Genomic DNA, 16,274 nt, shown 5'->3' on the forward strand with positions numbered 1-16,274 from the left:
GAACTCCCCTTGAAATCGTCCCGCGGCGATAAGAGCCGCAGGTTGCATTGTCGAGACGGTCAATGCGCGATCCGCAGCTCCCGCGCGACCCCGACCGCGGCCAGAAACGCCGGGTCATGACTGACGACCAGCAACGCGCCGTCGAAGTCCGCCAATGCCCGCTCCAGCACCTCGATCGAATCGAGATCGAGGTGGTTGGTCGGCTCGTCGAGCAGCAGCAGCCACGGCGGCCGCTCCCCCGCCAGCGTGCAGGCGAGGCCTGCGCGGAGCCGCTCTCCGCCGGAGAGCACTCCCACTGGCTTGAGCGCATCGCGATTGCGGAACGCGAAGCGCGCACAGGCGGCATAGGCGGCCTGTTCGTCGAGCGTCGGATTGAGCCGGCGGAAGTTGGCGAGGATGCTGGTTTCGGGGTCAAGCAGCGTGACATGCTGGTCGAGCATCGCGACACGATCGGTGCGGCGCGCCGTGCCCGCATCGGGGTCGATCGTGCCGGCGGCGAGGTGGAGCAACGTCGTTTTGCCCGCACCGTTCGCCCCTGCGATCGCGACCCGCTCCGGCCCGCGCATCGCGAGCGACCACGGCCCGAAGCGCCGCTCGCCGCGCGTCAGCGATACGCCGTCGAGCGTCAGTACGTCGGCATTGGCGGGAAGCCCGGTCGGCGGCAGCGCGATCGATAGCGGGGTCAGCACCTCGACCCGCGCGCGCGCGTCCTCCGCCTGTGCGGCGGCATCGGCGACGAGCCGTTCGCTGAGGCGCTGGCCGCGCCCGGCGCTATTCTCCGCGCGCCGCGCCATCCCGCCGGCGACGATGCGCGGCAACGACCCGCTCGCGGCATAAGCCCGTCCGGCGCGGTCGCGGCGTTCCTGCGTTTCGCGCCGCACCTGTGCCTCGCGCTTCGCGTCGCGCAGCCGCGCCTCGCCGCGCTCCATTTCGGTCGCGGCGCGCTCGCGCTCGGCGGCACGCACCTCGGCGAAGGCACTCCATCCGCCGCCGACGACGCGGATGCCGATCGGGGTGAGCTCGACGATCCGGTCCATCGCTTCGAGCAGATCGCGGTCGTGACTCGCCACCAGTACCCCGCCGCGCCAGCCCGCGATCAGCGCCTTGACCGCGGCGCGGCCGGCAGCGTCCATATTGTTGGTCGGCTCGTCGAGCAGCAGCACGTCGGGCGCCTCGATCGCCAGCCGCGCAAGCCCGACGCGGGTGCGTTCGCCCCCGCTCAGCGTGGCGATCGCGCGGTCGAGCGCCAGATCGGGCAGCCCGACGCTGGCCAGCGCCGCCTCGACGCGGGGTTCGAGGTCCCAATCCGCGGTCTCGAAATCGGCGGGTTCGCCCTCGCCCGCGAGCACGCGCCGGAGCAGCGCGAGGCCGTCGCTCACCCCCAAAGCGGCGGCGACGCTCTCCCGCTCGTCCCAATGCTGGGCGAGCGTGCCGATCGTCCCGGCGCGCGCGACGGTGCCGGCCGCGGGCAATTCGGTGCCCGCGACGATCCGCAACAAGGTGGATTTGCCGGCGCCGTTGCGACCGACCAGCCCGACACGTTCCGCGCCGAGCGATAAAGTGAGATTGTCGAAAAGCCGCTGGCGATCAGGCGTGGCGGCGGAAATCGAATCGAGCGTGACGAAGGAGGGCATAAGGCACCGGGCAGACGGACGAGACACAGCGGCTGGCGTTGTTCATCCGGTGGTACACGGTGGTTACTCCTTCGTAGGTCGGGCGATTATGGCGACGGGTGAGCGCCAATACAACCACCGTCACCCCGGCCCTGAGCCGGGGTCCATAGCGCCGCGAACTCAGCAATCAGAGCCTCTTGCTCCGCGCTTCCCCCCGATGGACCCCGGCTCAAGGCCGGGGTGTCGGTGGGTTACAATCAGTCCCGCAGCAATTCGTTGATGCTGGTCTTCGACCGCGTCTGCGCGTCGACGCGCTTGACGATCACCGCGCAATAAAGCCCGAGATCGCCGCCCCCGGTCGAACCCGGCACGACCACCGAATAGGGCGGCACCTCGCCGCGGAACACTTCGCCGGTCGCGCGGTCGATGATCTTGGTCGAGGCGCCGAGATAGACCCCCATCGACAGCACCGCGCCTTCGCCGACGCGCACGCCCTCGGCCACTTCGGACCGCGCGCCGATGAACGCGCCGTCGCCGATGATCACCGGGTCGGCCTGGAGCGGTTCGAGCACCCCGCCGATCCCGGCGCCGCCCGAGAGATGAACGTTCTTGCCGATCTGCGCGCAGCTCCCCACCGTCGCCCAGGTATCGACCATCGTCCCCTCGCCGACATGGGCGCCGATGTTGACGAAGCTCGGCATCAGCACCGCGCCCTTGCCGATGAACGCGCCGCGCCGCACGATGCTGCCCGGCACCGCGCGGAAACCGGCGGTGCGGAATTCGCCCTCGGTCCAGCCCGAGAATTTCGACGGCACCTTGTCGAACCAATGGCCCGCGCCGGGGCCGTTATCGATCAGCACATTGTCGTTGAGGCGGAACGACAGCAACACCGCCTTCTTGAGCCACTGGTTGACCCGCCAACCGCCGTTGCCGTCGGGCTGGGCGACGCGCGCCGCGCCCGAATCGAGCAACGCCAGCGCGCGATCGACCGCCACGCGCACCTCGCCGCCGGTAGAGGCGCCGACCTCCGCGCGGTTCTCCCAGGCGGCGTCGATCGTCTGTTCAAGCTCGCTGTTGCTCATAAAATTCCCTGTAGCCAATGCGTCAGATCGTGGGTGGTATAGTCGACGAAGCTGCGGTCGGTGCCCTCGGCCTGTTCCGATCCGTTGTCGACCCACACCGTCGTCATGCCGATCGCCTTCGCCGGCGCGAGGTTGCGCGCCATATCGTCGACGAACAAGGATTGCGCGGGATCGAGCCCGAAGGCGGCGCACAGCCCGGCATAGGCCGAGGGCGCCGGCTTGGGCGCGAGGTCCATCGCGTGAATATCGTGGATCGCCTCGAACGACGCGCCGAGCCCGAGCCGGTCGAGCACGCGGCGGGCATAGGGGCCGTCGCCGTTGGTGAAGACGATCTTGCGCCCCGGCAACCGTGCGATCGCGGCGGCGAGCGGAAGATTCTCCTCCAGCACCTCCATCTCGATATCGTGGACGAAATCGAGATAATGGAGCGGATCGACCTTATGCTCCTTCATCAGCCCGGCGAGCGTGGTGCCGTGGCCGAGGAAATAGGCTTTCTGGATGCGGCGCGCCTCGACCAGATCGGTCCCGAGCAGATCGGCGACATAAGCGGTCATCTTGACGTCGATTTGCGCGAACAGATCGGCGCTCGCCGGATAGAGCGTATTGTCGAGATCGAAGATCCAGTTGCGGATCGGGGCGAGCGAGGGTGGCATCGCCGGGGGCTTTAGGGCCGATCGATATTGAGCGGAACCGCCTTTTTCCGCTGCGCTCGCTTCTTCCGTCATGCCGGGTCAGGCCCGGCATGACGATTGAGCGGGCGGGAGGTTGCAGTTTGCAACGCGTCACGCCACATCCTGCGCCATGACCGCATTCTCCCTGCTCGATCTCGTCCCCGTGGTTGAGGGCGGCAACGTGCCGCGATCGCTCGCCAATGCCGCCGATCTCGCGCGTCACGCCGAGCGCCACGGCTATCGCCGCTATTGGGTGGCGGAGCATCACGGCATGCCGGGGATCGCCTCCGCCGCGACCGCGGTGGTGATCGCGCATGTCGGGCAGGCGACCGAGACGATCCGGGTCGGCGCGGGCGGGATCATGCTGCCCAATCACGCGCCGCTGCAGATCGCCGAGCAATTCGGCACGCTCGACGCCTTGTTCCCGGGGCGGATCGATCTCGGGCTTGGTCGCGCGCCCGGCTCGGACCAGCGCGTCGCGCGGGCGTTGCGCCGCACGCTCGATACCGATCCCAACGCCTTCCCCAACGACGTGCTCGAATTGCAGAGCTATTTCGCCGACGACGGACGCACCGGGATCAGCGCCACGCCGGGCGCCGGCGCGCGGCCCGACCTGTGGATTTTGGGATCGAGCCTGTTCGGCGCGAAGCTCGCCGCGGTGCTCGGGCTGCCTTATGCCTTTGCCTCGCATTTCGCGCCCGATGCGCTCGACGAGGCGCTTGCCATCTATCGGCGCGAGTTCCGCCCGTCGCCCCAGCTCGACCGCCCCTATGCGATGGCGGGGTTCAACGTCTTCGCCGCCGACACGCGCGAGGATGCCGAATTTCTCGCCAGTTCGCAGCAGCAGGCGTTCGTCGCCTTACGCACCGGCAACCCGCGCCAGCTGCCCCCGCCGATCGCCGGCTATCGCGAAAGCCTGCCGCCGCAGCATGCCGCGATCCTCAATCACGTCCTGCAATGCACCGCGATCGGCACGCGCGACGAGGTGGCGCGCGGGATCGCCGCGTTCGTCGCGCGCACTGGGGTCGACGAGGTGATGCTGACCAGCATGATGTACGACCACGAGGCGCGTAAACGCTCGTTCGCGCTCGCCGCGGAAGCGATGCAGGCGCCGGAGCCGGCGTAAGTTGACGTGATCGGCGTCAGGCGGCACGGGTCACGCGGGCGCGGCCGGCGCCCTTGGCGGCATAGAGCGCCTGATCGGCGCGCCTGATCGCCGCTTCGATCGTTTCGCCGTCACGCCGTTCCGCGACGCCGCAGCTCATCCGCAATTCGAGCAGGACCTGCTCGTCGAGCGCCAGCGGCTGCCGCGCAAGCGTGGCGGCAAGCCGCTGGCACACCGTCTCGGCGTCGCTCTCGCCGGTATCGGGGAACAGGATGATGAACTCGTCCCCGCCGGCGCGCGCGACGATATCGCCCTGCCGCACCCCGCCGCCGATCAGCCGCGCAAAATGGATCAAGGCGCGATCCCCGGCATCGTGCCCGAACTGATCGTTGACCTGCTTGAAGCGATCGACATCGAGCATCGCGATCGCGACGCGCGTTTCCGGGTGGATTTCCTCGACCTGCTCGTTGAACGCGGCGCGGTTGAGCAGCCCGGTCAACGGATCGGTCGCGACCATGCGGATCAGATCGCCCTCGCGCGCGCGAAGCTGGCGTTCGCTGTCCGCCAGCCGCCGCGTCAGCCGGTTGCGCGCCGACAGGCTCGCCGCCACCGGCAGGCAGGTGAGCAGCATCAGCGCAAGGAAGAATTGCAACAGGTGCAGATGCTGCGCGGTCGATTGCCCGTGAAGCGCCGACGACGGATAGACCAGCGTGCCGATCACCCCGGTGATCGTGACGATCATGATCGCCACCTGCGTCCCCAGTCGGCCGAGCTTGAACGTCACCAGCATCAGCGGCGCGAACAGCAGGAACAGCATAGCCGGGGGTGCCCACATGAACACCCCGATCGCGGTGCCCAGCACCAGCAGGTGGATCGCCAGCGCCTCGATCCGCTCGCGCCGGCTCTTTTCGAGGAACGACTGGCGATATTCGCCCGCCAGCAACGAGGTGAAGAACGGCGTGAAGATCAGCAGCCCCAATGCGTCGCTGAGATACCAGGTATGGAGCGAGCCGAGGAAATCTTCGTGAAGGAACGCCCAGGCGATCCCTGCGCCGCCCAGCCCGCTCACCGCCGGCGCGATGCCCCCGGCCCATAAGACGAACCGGCCGACATTCTCCGGCGCGCCGAGCATTTCTTCCATATCCATCGTCCGGCGCAGCGCGACAGCGACCAGCATCGCCTCGCCCACGTCGATCAAACTGTAGAAGAAGGGCGTGACGAGGGTGCCGTGGATCAGGAAGTTGGCGAGCACGTTGCCGCAGATGCCGGCAATCAGCACATCGCCCCAGCGCGGCTTTCCGCGCTGCAGCAGCATCGCCAGCAACACCGCATTGGCCGGCCAGATCGACGCCAGCGCCTGCTCGTCGGTGACCAGCCGGGTCGAGGTCGCGACGAGGATGAAATAGAGGAAGCCCACCAAGAGCAGGCGATTGCGGCGCACGCGGTCCATGCGCCGGTCGTAACCTGTGTTGGTTACCGAATACTCAATGAATGCTATTCGGCCTGCGCCATGGGCAGCCGCAGACGGACCAACAACCCCCCGAGATCCTCGCTTTCTTCAAGCGTTACGGTGCCTTCGTAAATTTCGGCAACGTCGCGCACGATCGCGAGGCCCAACCCCGTCCCCGGCTTGCCGGTATCAAGCCGCGCGCCGCGATCGAAGATTCGCACGCGCTCCTCCTCGGGGATGCCGGTGCCGTCGTCCTCGACCAGTATCTCGACGAATCCGGCCTGCGCCGCGACCGTCACGAACAGGCTGCCGCCGCCGTATTTCGCGGCATTTTCCATCAGATTGCCCATGATCTCGTCGAGATCCTGGCGTTCGATATGTGCGACAAGATCCTTGCGCCCGTCCATGTCGATGCGGACATGCGGATAAAGCCGCTGCACCGCGCGCTCGACCGATTCGATCGACGGCCACACCTCGGCGCGGCTGTGCGCCGATCCGCGCCGGCCGACGGCACGCGCCCGTGCGAGATGGTGATCGACCTGCCGCCGCATCGTCCGCGCCTCGCGCACCACGGTTTCGGACAAATCGTCGGCATTGGCGGTCGCCGCGTTCATGATCACGGTCAGCGGGGTCTTGAGCGCGTGCGCGAGATTGCCGGCGTGGCGCCGCGCCTCCTCCGCCTGCACCTCATTATGCGCGACGAGCGCGTTCAGTTCCTCGACCAGCGGCGCGACCTCGACCGGCATGTCGCCCGAGATACGGTTGATCCGCCCGCCGCGCATCTTGGCGATCTCCAGCCGCAATTTGCGCAGGGGAAGCAGGCCGTAAAAGGTCTGCAACGCCGCCAGCACGATCAGCCCGAGCCCGAGCAGCAGGAAGCTGCGCACCAATGTCCGGCGCAGCACGTCGATCTGCGCATCGAGCCCGCTGCGGCTCTGCGCGACCTGAAAGCGCCAGCGCGTCTTGGAGCGCGGCAGCGTGACGTCGCGCTCGACCACGCGCAGTTTCTCGTCGCGGAACTGGCTGCTATCATAGGTGTGAACGCTGCGATCGTCGTGATTGGCGCCGTACGCGAGTTGGCGGTCCCATAACGACCGCGACGGAAACGGCTCCCGCCCCGGCGCGGAGACCTGCCAGTAAAGCCCCGAATAGGGCTCCAAGAAGCGCTGGTCGGCGGGCTCGCGGTTGAGGATCACCTCGCCGTCCGGGCCGATCTCGGCCGAGACGAGCAGCGACTGCAGGACATATTCGAGCTGATCGTCGAAATTGCGCGTCACCGCGCTGGCGAGCACGCGATCGAGCGCCAGCCCGCCGCCGGCGAGCAGCAGCAGGATCCACGCCGCCGCGATGAGGATCATCCGCCGCGTCAGCGATCCGTTGCGGCGAACCGCGCGAAATCTTTCCTGTACGTCGGCGGTCATCGGCCCCGCGCGGCTTAAGCCGTCGGCTCCTCGAGGCTGTAGCCGAGGCCGCGGATCGTGGTGATCACATCCTGCCCCAATTTCTTGCGGATGCGCGTAACGAACACCTCGATCGTGTTCGAATCGCGATCGAAATCCTGGTCGTAGATATGCTCGATCAGCTCGGTACGGCTAACCACCTTGCCCTTGTGATGGAGCAGATAGCTGAGCAATTTATATTCCTGCGCGGTGAGCTTCACCGGCTCGCCGGCGCGGGTCACCTTGCCCGAGCGCGTATCGAGCCGGACATCGCCCGCGGTCAGCTCCGACGAGGCGTTGCCCGACGCGCGGCGGATCAGCGCACGCAGCCGGGCGATCAATTCCTCGGTCTGAAACGGCTTGGCGACATAATCGTCGGCGCCCGCATCGAGCCCGGCGACCTTGTCCGACCAGCTATCCCGCGCGGTGAGCACCAGCACCGGGGTGGTCTTGCCCTCCTTGCGCCAGCGATCGAGCACGGTCAGCCCGTCGATCTCCGGCAGGCCGAGATCGAGCACGATCGCGTCATAACTTTCTGTCGAGCCCAGGAAATGTCCCTCCTCGCCGTCGGTGGCGAGATCGATGGCATAGCCCGCGCCTTCCAGCGTGCTCTTGAGCTGCTGGCCGAGATTCGGCTCGTCTTCGACGATCAGGACGCGCATGGTTTCTCCCTTTGGGTTGTATCTGGTCGGTTATCACCGAAGCGTGCGCGATGAAATCCACGGCTTGTCAACGCCCGGTGCGCCCGATCACCTGGCCGGTGCGGCCGTCGACATCGACCCAGATCACCGTGCCGTCGCGCAGGAATTTTAGCGTATAGACGCCGCTCGGCAGCTCGAGATCGAAGCCGATATATTGCGCGCCCTTCATCGTCGGGACGATACGGCGCTCGATCTCCTTGAGCGGAAGGATGCGGCCCTGACGCGTCGCCTGCCACGCGGCGCTCGCCTCGCGCCCCGGATCGGGCGCGGCGAGCGCCGGCGATGCGGCGAGCAGCAGCAGAAACGCGGTGATCCACATCCTCATCACCGCGTGGCATAACGATCGCGGATTGAACACCCTGTGAATATTTTCTTCTAGCGTTGCCGCTAGCTCTTCATTGCCTCTAGCAACTGGCGGACATCCTGACTGCGCCCGCGCGGCAGGATCAGGATGTCGTCGCCGCTCGCGACGACGATCAGGTCGCTGACCCCGATCATCGCCACGCGCGCGCCGTCACTGCGCACCAGGCAATTGGTCGAATCAAGCGCGATCACCTCGCCGCGCACCGCATTGCCGGCATGATCGCGATCGGACAGCGCGTGGAGCGCGTCCCAGCTGCCGACATCGTTCCACCCCATCGAGACGGGCACCACCGCGACACGCGCGGCATGCTCCATCACGGCATAATCGATCGAGCGATCGGGGGATTGCGCGAAAGCGTCGGCGGCGGGGGTCAGGCGACACGCTTCGCGTTGCGCGCCCGCCATCGCGCGGGTCACCGCATCGAGCATCGCCGGCTCGAACTCGCCCAACGCCGCGAGATAGGCGTCGGCGCGGAACAGGAAGATTCCGCCGTTCCACACATGATCGCCACTCGCCAGCATCGCCTTGGCGGCGTCGAGCGGGGGCTTCTCGACGAAACGCTCGACCTGATGCACCCCCTCGGCGATCTCGGCGCCGGCGCGGATATAGCCATAGCCCGTCTCGGGCGCGTCCGGGGTGATGCCGAAGGTCACCAGCCACCCCTCGTCGACGAGCGGCAGCGCGGCGGCGATCGCGCGGTGGAAGGCGGCGACATCGGCGATCACATGATCGGACGGCATCACCAGCAGCGGCGCGGCGCGATCCTCCACCGCCAGCGCGGCAAGCGCGATCGCCGGCGCGGTGTTGCGCCCGGCCGGTTCGAGGATCAGCGCGGCGGGCGCCATGTCGATCGCATCGAGCTGTTCCTCGATCATATCGGCATGACGCGCGTTGGCGACGACGATCGGCGCACCATAGCCCGCGCCGCGCGCCCGCGCCGCGGTGAGCTGCAGCATCGTCTCGGGCGCGGTGAGCGCGAGCATCTGTTTGGGCATTTCCGGGCGCGACATCGGCCACAGCCGCGTCCCCGCTCCGCCTGACAGGATTACGGGAACGATCGTCCTGGAAATCGGCATGCATTTCTCCGCCTGGTTCGGTCACTATTGCTATCGGATAATGCGGCTCGCAACCATTCGATCCGTCTCGTTATGGGCACGGCTCTTCAGCCTTTTTTTGCCATTTGCTGCGATCACCTGTCGGAGAAGCTTACACCGGGGATCGGATGCCGGGAAAATGATCAGGGTTTTCAAGCACTACGTACCGAACGCGGTGCTGCTGCTCGGTGTGCTGGATTTCATGCTGCTGATCGCCGCGGCAGAGGGCGGATGGGATTTCCGCGCGTGGCAGATCGACATGCTGGTGGAACCGATCTGGACCCGCCTGCCCCAGCTCCTGTCGTTCGCCGCGCCGCTGATGATCGCGATGATCGCGGTCGGCGCCTATCAGGCGGACGTCCTCGTCTCGATCCGCCAGGCCGCGATGCGACTGATGGTCGCGATATCGCTCGGCGCCTTGTTTCTCGCGGTGCTGTTCTTCGTCATGCCGCGTTTCACCTTCTGGCGGTCGAACCTGTTCTACGCGATGCTGCTCGCCGCCGTCGGGCTGGTGATGGTCCGCATCCTGTTCGGGCGCTTCCTCGGCGGCGAGCGGTTCAAACGCCGCGTCGTCGTGCTCGGCGCCGGGACGCGCGCCGCCCGGCTGGCAACGCTGGAACAGGTGCCCGGATCGAGCTTCGTGGTGGTCGGCTATGTCGCGATGGCCGAGCCGGAGATCGTGGTGCCGCAGGCGATCCCGCGCGACGCGATCTACAACCTCGCCGACCATGTCGTGCGGCTCAACGCGTCGGAGGTGGTGCTGGCGATCGAGGAGCGGCGCAACGCGCTGCCGCTCAAGGATCTGCTGCGGATCAAGACCACCGGGGTGCAGGTCAACGAATTCTCCGCCTTTCTCGAACGCGAGACGGGGCGCATCGACCTGCAGACGGTCAATCCCTCCGCGTTGATCTTTTCCGACGGTTTTTCCTCCGGGCAGATGCTGACCGCGATGGTCAAGCGCGGGTTCGACGTGATCGTCAGCGCATTGATGCTGCTCGTCGCGCTGCCGCTGATCGTGGTGACCGCGATCGCGATCAAGCTGGAGAGCAAGGGCCCCGCCTTCTACCGCCAGCGCCGCGTCGGGCTGTACAACGAGCCGTTCGACATCCCCAAGCTGCGCTCGATGCGGCAGGATGCCGAAATTCCGGGCGAGGCGGTGTGGGCGGCGGAGCAGGATCCGCGCGTCACGCGCGTCGGGCGCTTCATCCGCAAGGTGCGGATCGACGAACTGCCGCAATGCTGGAGCGTGCTGAAGGGCGAGATGAGTTTCGTCGGCCCGCGCCCCGAACGCCCGCAATTCGTCGCCGATCTCGAACGCGAGCTGCCCTATTACGCCGAGCGGCATATGGTGAAGCCCGGCATCACCGGCTGGGCGCAGATCAACTATCCCTATGGCGCGTCGATCGACGATGCGCGCCACAAGCTCGAATATGATCTCTATTACGCGAAGAACTACTCGCCGTTCCTCGATCTGCTGATCCTGCTCCAGACCTTGCGGGTAGTGCTGTTTCCCGCCGGTGCGCGGTGAGGTGCAACCGCCGCTGACCCTGTGGAGCCACGCGCTCGCCGCCTTCCTGTTCGGGGTGCTGGCGCTGGTGCAGCTCCGCCAGCGCGACGGCGGGCTTCCCCGCATTACGCTGATCGTCGCGCTCGGCGCCACCGCCTTATGGGCGCTGGCCGCCGCCGGGATCGACGCGCGCGATCCGATCACCCGGCTTGCGGAGGGCGCCCGCAACCTCGCCTGGCTCGGCTTCATCTACGTCCTCGCGCGGCGTGAACCCGCCGACGCGGGGGGTCGCTGGCTCACCGCCGTCTATATCGCCTGCGCACTCACCTTCGTGATCGCGACGGGGCTGGCGATCGCCGAAGCCACCGCTGCCCCGGGCGACAAGGCGGCGATCGGCGATGCGCGGGTCGCGTTCCGCATGCTGGGAAGCGTCACAGCGCTGCTGCTGATCTATCGCATGCAGGCGCGGCTGTCCGCCGCCGGGCGCGGCGGGATTCGCGCCGCGGCGCTGGCGATGGCGCTGATGTTCGTCATCGATACCGTCATCAATCTCGCGCTGTGGACGTCGACCGGAATCTCCGACGGGTTGATCGCGGCGCGCGGCCTCGCGCTGATCGCCTTCGCCCCGCTGTTCGGGCTGGCGGTGCAGCGCAACGGCGAATGGACGTTGCAATTGTCGCGCAACGTGGCGTTCCTGGCGATCTCGTTGCTCGTCGCGGGGGTCTATGTCGTCGTGATCGGGCTGGCGATCAGCCTGATCGGCCAGCTCGGCGGGAACCATATCCGGCTGGCGCAGACCGCCTTCGTCTTCGGCACCGCGGCGGCGCTGCTGACGGTCGTATCGACGCCGTGGCTGCGCGCCTGGGCCAAGGTCCTGGTCGCCAAGCATCTTTTCACCCACCGCTACGATTATCGCGCCGAATGGCTTCGCTTCACCGAGACGCTCGGCACGCCGGGCGACAGCGCTGCACCGTTGGGGATCCGTGTGGTGAAGGCGGTAGCGGACGTCACCGATTCCCCCGCGGGGCTGCTGCTGCTCGCGCGCGACGGCGGGCTGGAGCGCGGCGCGGGCTGGAACTGGCCCGAGGACGACGCCGACCCCGCTGGCGGCGACGCGGCGCTTCATCGCCATCTCGCCGCGACCCAGCGGATCGTCGCGCTCGACGCGGTGCGCGACGGCACCGCCCCCGCCGAGGAGCGCGCCGCCGCCCCGTCGTGGCTCGTCGAGCGCGACCACGTCTGGGCGATCGTTCCGCTCTGCCATTTCGACCAGCTGACCGGCGCGATCGTCCTCGCCCGCCCCCCGCTCGACCGCGCGCTCGACTGGGAGGATTTCGACCTGCTCGGCGTCGCGGGGCGGCAGGTGGCGAGCTATCTCGCCGAGGAACGCGCGCATGACGCCTTGGCCGACGCGCGGCGCTTCGACGAATTCAACCGCCGTTTCGCCTTTATCATGCACGATCTCAAGAATCTGGTGAGCCAATTGACGCTGCTTGCACGCAATGCCGAGCGCCACGCCGACAATCCCGCCTTCCGTGCGGACATGGTCGAGACGTTGCGCGATTCGGCACAGCGCATGAACAATCTGCTCGCGCGCCTCTCCCAGCACCACGGCGGCCGCGGCGAGGCGCTGCGCGAAGTGTCGCTGCGCCGGCTGGCCGAGCGGATCGCCGCCGCGCGGCGCGCGCAGCACGTCATCCTCGTCACCGGCGCGCCCGAGGTAAATGCGCTGGCGGACGCCACCGCGCTGGAAACCTTGCTCGGGCATCTCGTGCAGAATGCGATCGAGGCGAGCGCGGCGGATGCGCCGGTGACGCTCAATCTCGTCGATCTGCCCGCGACGCGGCAGGTGGCGGTCGAGGTGATCGACACCGGGCGCGGCATGTCCCCGGCGTTCATGCGCGACCGGCTGTTCAAGCCGTTCGTCTCGGGCAAGCCGGGCGGGTTCGGGCTCGGCGCGTTCGAGGCGCGGCAGCTTGCCGAGACGATGGGGGGCAGCGTGACGGTGGAAAGCCGCGAGCGCGAGGGCACGCGGTTCCGCGTCACGCTGCGCTCGGCCGCGGCAATGGAGCAGGCAGCGTGAGCGACCGCCCGAAGACATTGCCCAAATTGCTGATCGTCGAGGACGATCTGGGGCTCCAGCGCCAGTTGCGCTGGGCCTATGACGGCTATGAGGTGATCGTCGCCAGCGATCGCGACGGGGCGATCGACGCGCTGCGGCAGCATGAGCCCGCCGTCGTGACGCTCGATCTCGGTCTCCCGCCCGATCCGGACGGCACGACCGAAGGGTTCGCGACCCTGGCCGAGATCCTCGCGCTCAAGCCCGATACCAAGGTGATCGTCGCCTCCGGCCACGGCGCGCGCGAAAGCGCGTTGCGTGCGATCGCCGACGGGGCGTGGGATTTCTACCAGAAGCCGATCGATATCGACGCGCTCGGGCTGATCGTCGCACGCGCCTTCCACGTCCACGCGCTCGAAGCCGAAAACCGGCGGCTCGCCGCGACGAGCACCGCGGCGGGGGCAATGGCCGGGCTGATCAGCGCCGCGCCGGAAATGCTCAAGGTGACGTGGACGATCGAACGCGTCGCCCCGGCCGACGTTTCGGTGATGCTGCTCGGCGCGAGCGGCACCGGCAAGGAATTGCTCGCGCGCGGCGTGCACGACGCCTCGCCGCGCCGCACCGGCGCCTTCGTCGCGATCAATTGCGCGGCGATCCCCGAAACTTTGCTCGAAAGCGAGCTGTTCGGGCACGAGAAAGGCGCCTTCACCGGCGCGGTGAAGACGACCGAGGGCAAGATCGAACAGGCGCACGGCGGCACCCTGTTCCTCGACGAGATCGGCGACGTGCCGCTACCGCTCCAGGTCAAGCTGCTGCGCTTCCTGCAGGAACGGACGATCGAGCGGATCGGCGGGCGACGCGCGATCGCGGTCGACACGCGGATCGTCTGCGCCACGCATCGCGATATCGATGCGATGGTCGCGGCGGGCAGCTTCCGCGAGGATCTTTATTATCGGCTGGCGGAGATCGTCATCCGCATCCCGTCGCTCGCCGAACGGCCCGGCGACGCGGCGCTGCTCGCGCGGCATTTCGTCACCCGTTACGCCGCGACGATGAACCCGGCGGTGACCGGCTTGGCGCCCGACGCGCGCGCCGCGATCGACGCCTGGGGGTGGCCCGGCAATGTGCGCGAACTCGAAAATCGCGTGAAGCGCGCGGTGATCATGGCCGACGGCAAGCTCGTCACCGCCGCCGATCTCGATCTCGCCGAGCCCGACGATACCCCGATCAACCTGCGCGCGGTGCGCGAGGCGGCCGACCGCACCGCGATCCGCCGCGCGCTGGCGCGCGCCGACGGCAATATCAGCAATACCGCGCGGCTGCTCGGGATCAGCCGGCCGACGCTCTATGATCTGCTCAAGAGCTACAATCTGGCCGATTGACCACGCCGCCCCATCCTTAACCGGGGCGACGAGAAGCACGCATTGACCCTTCGCGCTGCGCTGCGGTAGCCGGCGGAGCATGGAAGCAACCCTCGCCCGCATCGCCGCCGCGCTGGAGCGCCTCGCTCCGCCGCCGCCGGTTTCCGCCGATCCGCTGGCGCATCCGGCTTATGTGTGGCGCGATCGCGTGCTGCTCCCGACTCGTGCCTTCGCGCCGGTGCCGATCGCGCTGTTGCAGGGGGTCGATGCGCAGAAAGAAGTGCTCCACGACAATCTCGCGCGCCTTGCCGCGGGGCATGCCGCGCAGGACGTGCTGCTATGGGGCGCGCGCGGCACCGGCAAGTCGGCGCTGGTCAAGGCGAGCGTCGCGGCGATCCAGGCCGAAGGCGGCGCGCTGGCGTTGATCGAAGTGGCGGCCGACCGCCTCGATACCCTGCCGGCGCTGTTTGCGACGATCGCGCATGTGCCGCGCGCGTTCGTGCTGTTCCTCGACGATCTCGGGATCGATGCGGTGCGCGATGCGCGGACGCTACGGTCGCTGCTCGAAGGCGGCGCGGAGGCGCGGCCGGCCAATGCGCGGCTGGTGGTAACGTCGAACCGCCGCCATCTCGTCCCGCGCGACATTCATGAGCAGGAAAATGCGATCAACCCGCGCGATTCGGTCGACGACCAGCTCGCGCTCGCAGACCGCTTCGGGCTGAGCCTCGGCTTCCACGTTGTCGATCAGGATCATTATCTGGCGATCGTGCGCGGCTATACCGAGCGTTACGGCCTGCCGTTCGACGCCGCGGAGGCGGTGCAATGGGCGACGCGGCGCGGCAGCCGCTCGGGGCGGGTCGCCTGGCAATATATCACCGATCTTGCCGGGCGCGCCGGGATCGCGCTTTAAGTTCGTCACGAGCCGAATGGCGCGAGGGGCTATTGCGATCGCGCAGAAGACAAAGGCCGGGCCGCGGGTATTTCCGCAGCCCGGCCCGAAGCCCCGTAGGACGCTGTCGGATCAGCAGCCGTTACGACGGTTCTGCGCGGCGTCATGCTTCTTGTCGAGGTGACGACCGAGCAAGGCACCGCCGACGCCGCCGGCAACCGTGCCGAGCGTGCCGCCGCCAAGCGCATTACCGAGCAGCGCACCGCCCGCGCCGCCGGCGATCAGGCCGGTGGTGCCGCTGCTGCGCTTGCAGCGATAGTGGTGATGCCGCTGATGGCCGCGATTGTAGGTCTGCGCACCAGCCTCCGTCGGAATGGTGGCAACCGCAACCATCAGTGAAGCCATCACCGTCGACATGATCAAAGTCTTGCGCATGGCGTAAACCCTCCTTTGAAATCTGAGCCCGGATTATGATCGGCCGACCTGTGACCTATGCTGAACATAACATGCAGCCGCTGTTAAGAAAGGTCCCGTTGCAAATCAGGCTTTTGGGTTCGCGCCTGATCACCCGGGCCAGCGCGACGACGAACAGCGGCCGGTTCGCGTCGGGGGTCGCATTGGGTATTTACGCTCCCGGTTTTGATGGCGAAGGAGGTAGCGCCGACTCGTACCCCACCCGGGCGGCCTCGCGAAAGTGATTTAGGTATGGATCGGCCGTCTTCCCCCCTCGCCACCCGCCTGATGAGCGACGACGCCAAGCGTCGCGCGGGGCGCTGGATCGTCGGGGTGCTGATGCTGATCGTCGTCGCGGTGGCGGTGACTGCGTTGCGCCATATCCTCAGCAATACCAGCCGTGACGAAATCGACGCCGCGATCCGCCGGATCGGATCGGGGCGGTTGCTGCTGTCGCTGGCGATCACCGCGCTGAGCTATTTCGTC

15 protein-coding genes are annotated in these 16,274 nt (G+C 67.7%); 6 read left to right on the plus strand and 9 right to left on the minus strand.

Going from position 1 to position 16,274, the window contains the following annotated elements; translation table 11 throughout:
* Window positions 1–59: 59 nt before the first annotated feature.
* From BGN95_RS11355 to BGN95_RS11365, 3 genes are all read right to left on the minus strand, one after another.
* A complete protein-coding gene (locus BGN95_RS11355; RefSeq protein ID WP_286772647.1) occupies window positions 60–1,634 on the minus strand; it encodes an ABC-F family ATP-binding cassette domain-containing protein in 1,575 nt (524 codons plus the stop codon).
* A gap of 236 nt (window positions 1,635–1,870) precedes the next feature.
* Window positions 1,871–2,695 (minus strand): 2,3,4,5-tetrahydropyridine-2,6-dicarboxylate N-succinyltransferase, encoded by an 825-nt coding sequence (dapD, locus tag BGN95_RS11360; protein ID WP_286772648.1) that lies wholly within the window; start codon window positions 2,693–2,695, stop codon window positions 1,871–1,873.
* On the minus strand, window positions 2,692–3,348 hold the full coding sequence (locus tag BGN95_RS11365; protein WP_265269231.1) for a pyrimidine 5'-nucleotidase: 657 nt from the start codon (window positions 3,346–3,348) through the stop codon (window positions 2,692–2,694). The genes dapD and BGN95_RS11365 overlap by 4 nt, the downstream gene beginning before the upstream one ends.
* A 148-nt stretch (window positions 3,349–3,496) precedes the next feature.
* Between BGN95_RS11365 and BGN95_RS11370 the strand changes: the two genes are divergently transcribed.
* Window positions 3,497–4,492, plus strand: a complete 996-nt coding sequence (locus tag BGN95_RS11370; RefSeq protein ID WP_265312002.1) for an LLM class flavin-dependent oxidoreductase — start codon at window positions 3,497–3,499, stop codon at window positions 4,490–4,492.
* 16 nt (window positions 4,493–4,508) lie between these two features.
* Here the strand turns inward: BGN95_RS11370 and BGN95_RS11375 are convergent, their stop codons facing one another.
* The 5 genes from BGN95_RS11375 to BGN95_RS11395 form a co-directional block, all read right to left on the minus strand.
* Window positions 4,509–5,921 carry a GGDEF domain-containing protein gene (locus BGN95_RS11375; RefSeq protein WP_286772649.1) on the minus strand — a complete coding sequence of 471 codons (1,413 nt, stop codon included), beginning with the start codon at window positions 5,919–5,921 and terminating at the stop codon, window positions 4,509–4,511.
* A 44-nt stretch (window positions 5,922–5,965) separates the two neighbouring features.
* Window positions 5,966–7,342, minus strand: coding sequence for a sensor histidine kinase (locus BGN95_RS11380; protein ID WP_286772650.1), 1,377 nt, complete (start codon window positions 7,340–7,342; stop codon window positions 5,966–5,968).
* 14 nt (window positions 7,343–7,356) lie between these two features.
* Window positions 7,357–8,022: a response regulator transcription factor gene (locus tag BGN95_RS11385; protein ID WP_179511524.1), complete on the minus strand. Its 666-nt coding sequence runs from the start codon at window positions 8,020–8,022 to the stop codon at window positions 7,357–7,359.
* A 67-nt stretch (window positions 8,023–8,089) separates the two neighbouring features.
* A complete protein-coding gene (locus tag BGN95_RS11390; RefSeq protein ID WP_179511523.1) occupies window positions 8,090–8,386 on the minus strand; it encodes a PepSY domain-containing protein in 297 nt (98 codons plus the stop codon).
* 62 nt (window positions 8,387–8,448) lie between these two features.
* Window positions 8,449–9,501 (minus strand): mannose-1-phosphate guanylyltransferase/mannose-6-phosphate isomerase, encoded by a 1,053-nt coding sequence (locus tag BGN95_RS11395; protein ID WP_286772651.1) that lies wholly within the window; start codon window positions 9,499–9,501, stop codon window positions 8,449–8,451.
* A 157-nt stretch (window positions 9,502–9,658) separates the two neighbouring features.
* Here BGN95_RS11395 and BGN95_RS11400 point away from each other — a divergent pair, with 157 nt between their 5' ends.
* The 4 genes from BGN95_RS11400 (at window position 9,659) to BGN95_RS11415 (ending at window position 15,356) form a co-directional block, all read left to right on the plus strand.
* Window positions 9,659–11,047 carry a TIGR03013 family XrtA/PEP-CTERM system glycosyltransferase gene (locus tag BGN95_RS11400; protein ID WP_265312000.1) on the plus strand — a complete coding sequence of 463 codons (1,389 nt, stop codon included), beginning with the start codon at window positions 9,659–9,661 and terminating at the stop codon, window positions 11,045–11,047.
* A gap of 1 nt (window position 11,048) precedes the next feature.
* Window positions 11,049–13,109 (plus strand): XrtA/PEP-CTERM system histidine kinase PrsK, encoded by a 2,061-nt coding sequence (gene prsK, locus BGN95_RS11405; RefSeq protein ID WP_286772652.1) that lies wholly within the window; start codon window positions 11,049–11,051, stop codon window positions 13,107–13,109.
* Complete coding sequence (gene prsR, locus BGN95_RS11410) at window positions 13,106–14,467, plus strand: PEP-CTERM-box response regulator transcription factor (RefSeq protein ID WP_286772653.1); 1,362 nt, start codon at window positions 13,106–13,108, stop codon at window positions 14,465–14,467. The genes prsK and prsR overlap by 4 nt, the downstream gene beginning before the upstream one ends.
* Before the next feature lie 79 nt (window positions 14,468–14,546).
* Window positions 14,547–15,356: an ATP-binding protein gene (locus BGN95_RS11415; RefSeq protein WP_265311997.1), complete on the plus strand. Its 810-nt coding sequence runs from the start codon at window positions 14,547–14,549 to the stop codon at window positions 15,354–15,356.
* 111 nt (window positions 15,357–15,467) lie between these two features.
* Here the strand turns inward: BGN95_RS11415 and BGN95_RS11420 are convergent, their stop codons facing one another.
* Window positions 15,468–15,770: a hypothetical protein gene (locus BGN95_RS11420; RefSeq protein ID WP_286772654.1), complete on the minus strand. Its 303-nt coding sequence runs from the start codon at window positions 15,768–15,770 to the stop codon at window positions 15,468–15,470.
* Between the two features lie 270 nt (window positions 15,771–16,040).
* Here BGN95_RS11420 and BGN95_RS11425 point away from each other — a divergent pair.
* Window positions 16,041–16,274, plus strand: a 234-nt coding sequence (locus tag BGN95_RS11425; protein WP_286772655.1) for a hypothetical protein, incomplete at its 3' end; no start/stop codon positions are given.

The sequence above is a fragment of the Sphingomonas sp. 66-10 genome (assembly GCF_001897045.1).
Lineage (GTDB): Bacteria > Pseudomonadota > Alphaproteobacteria > Sphingomonadales > Sphingomonadaceae > Sphingomonas > Sphingomonas lycopersici.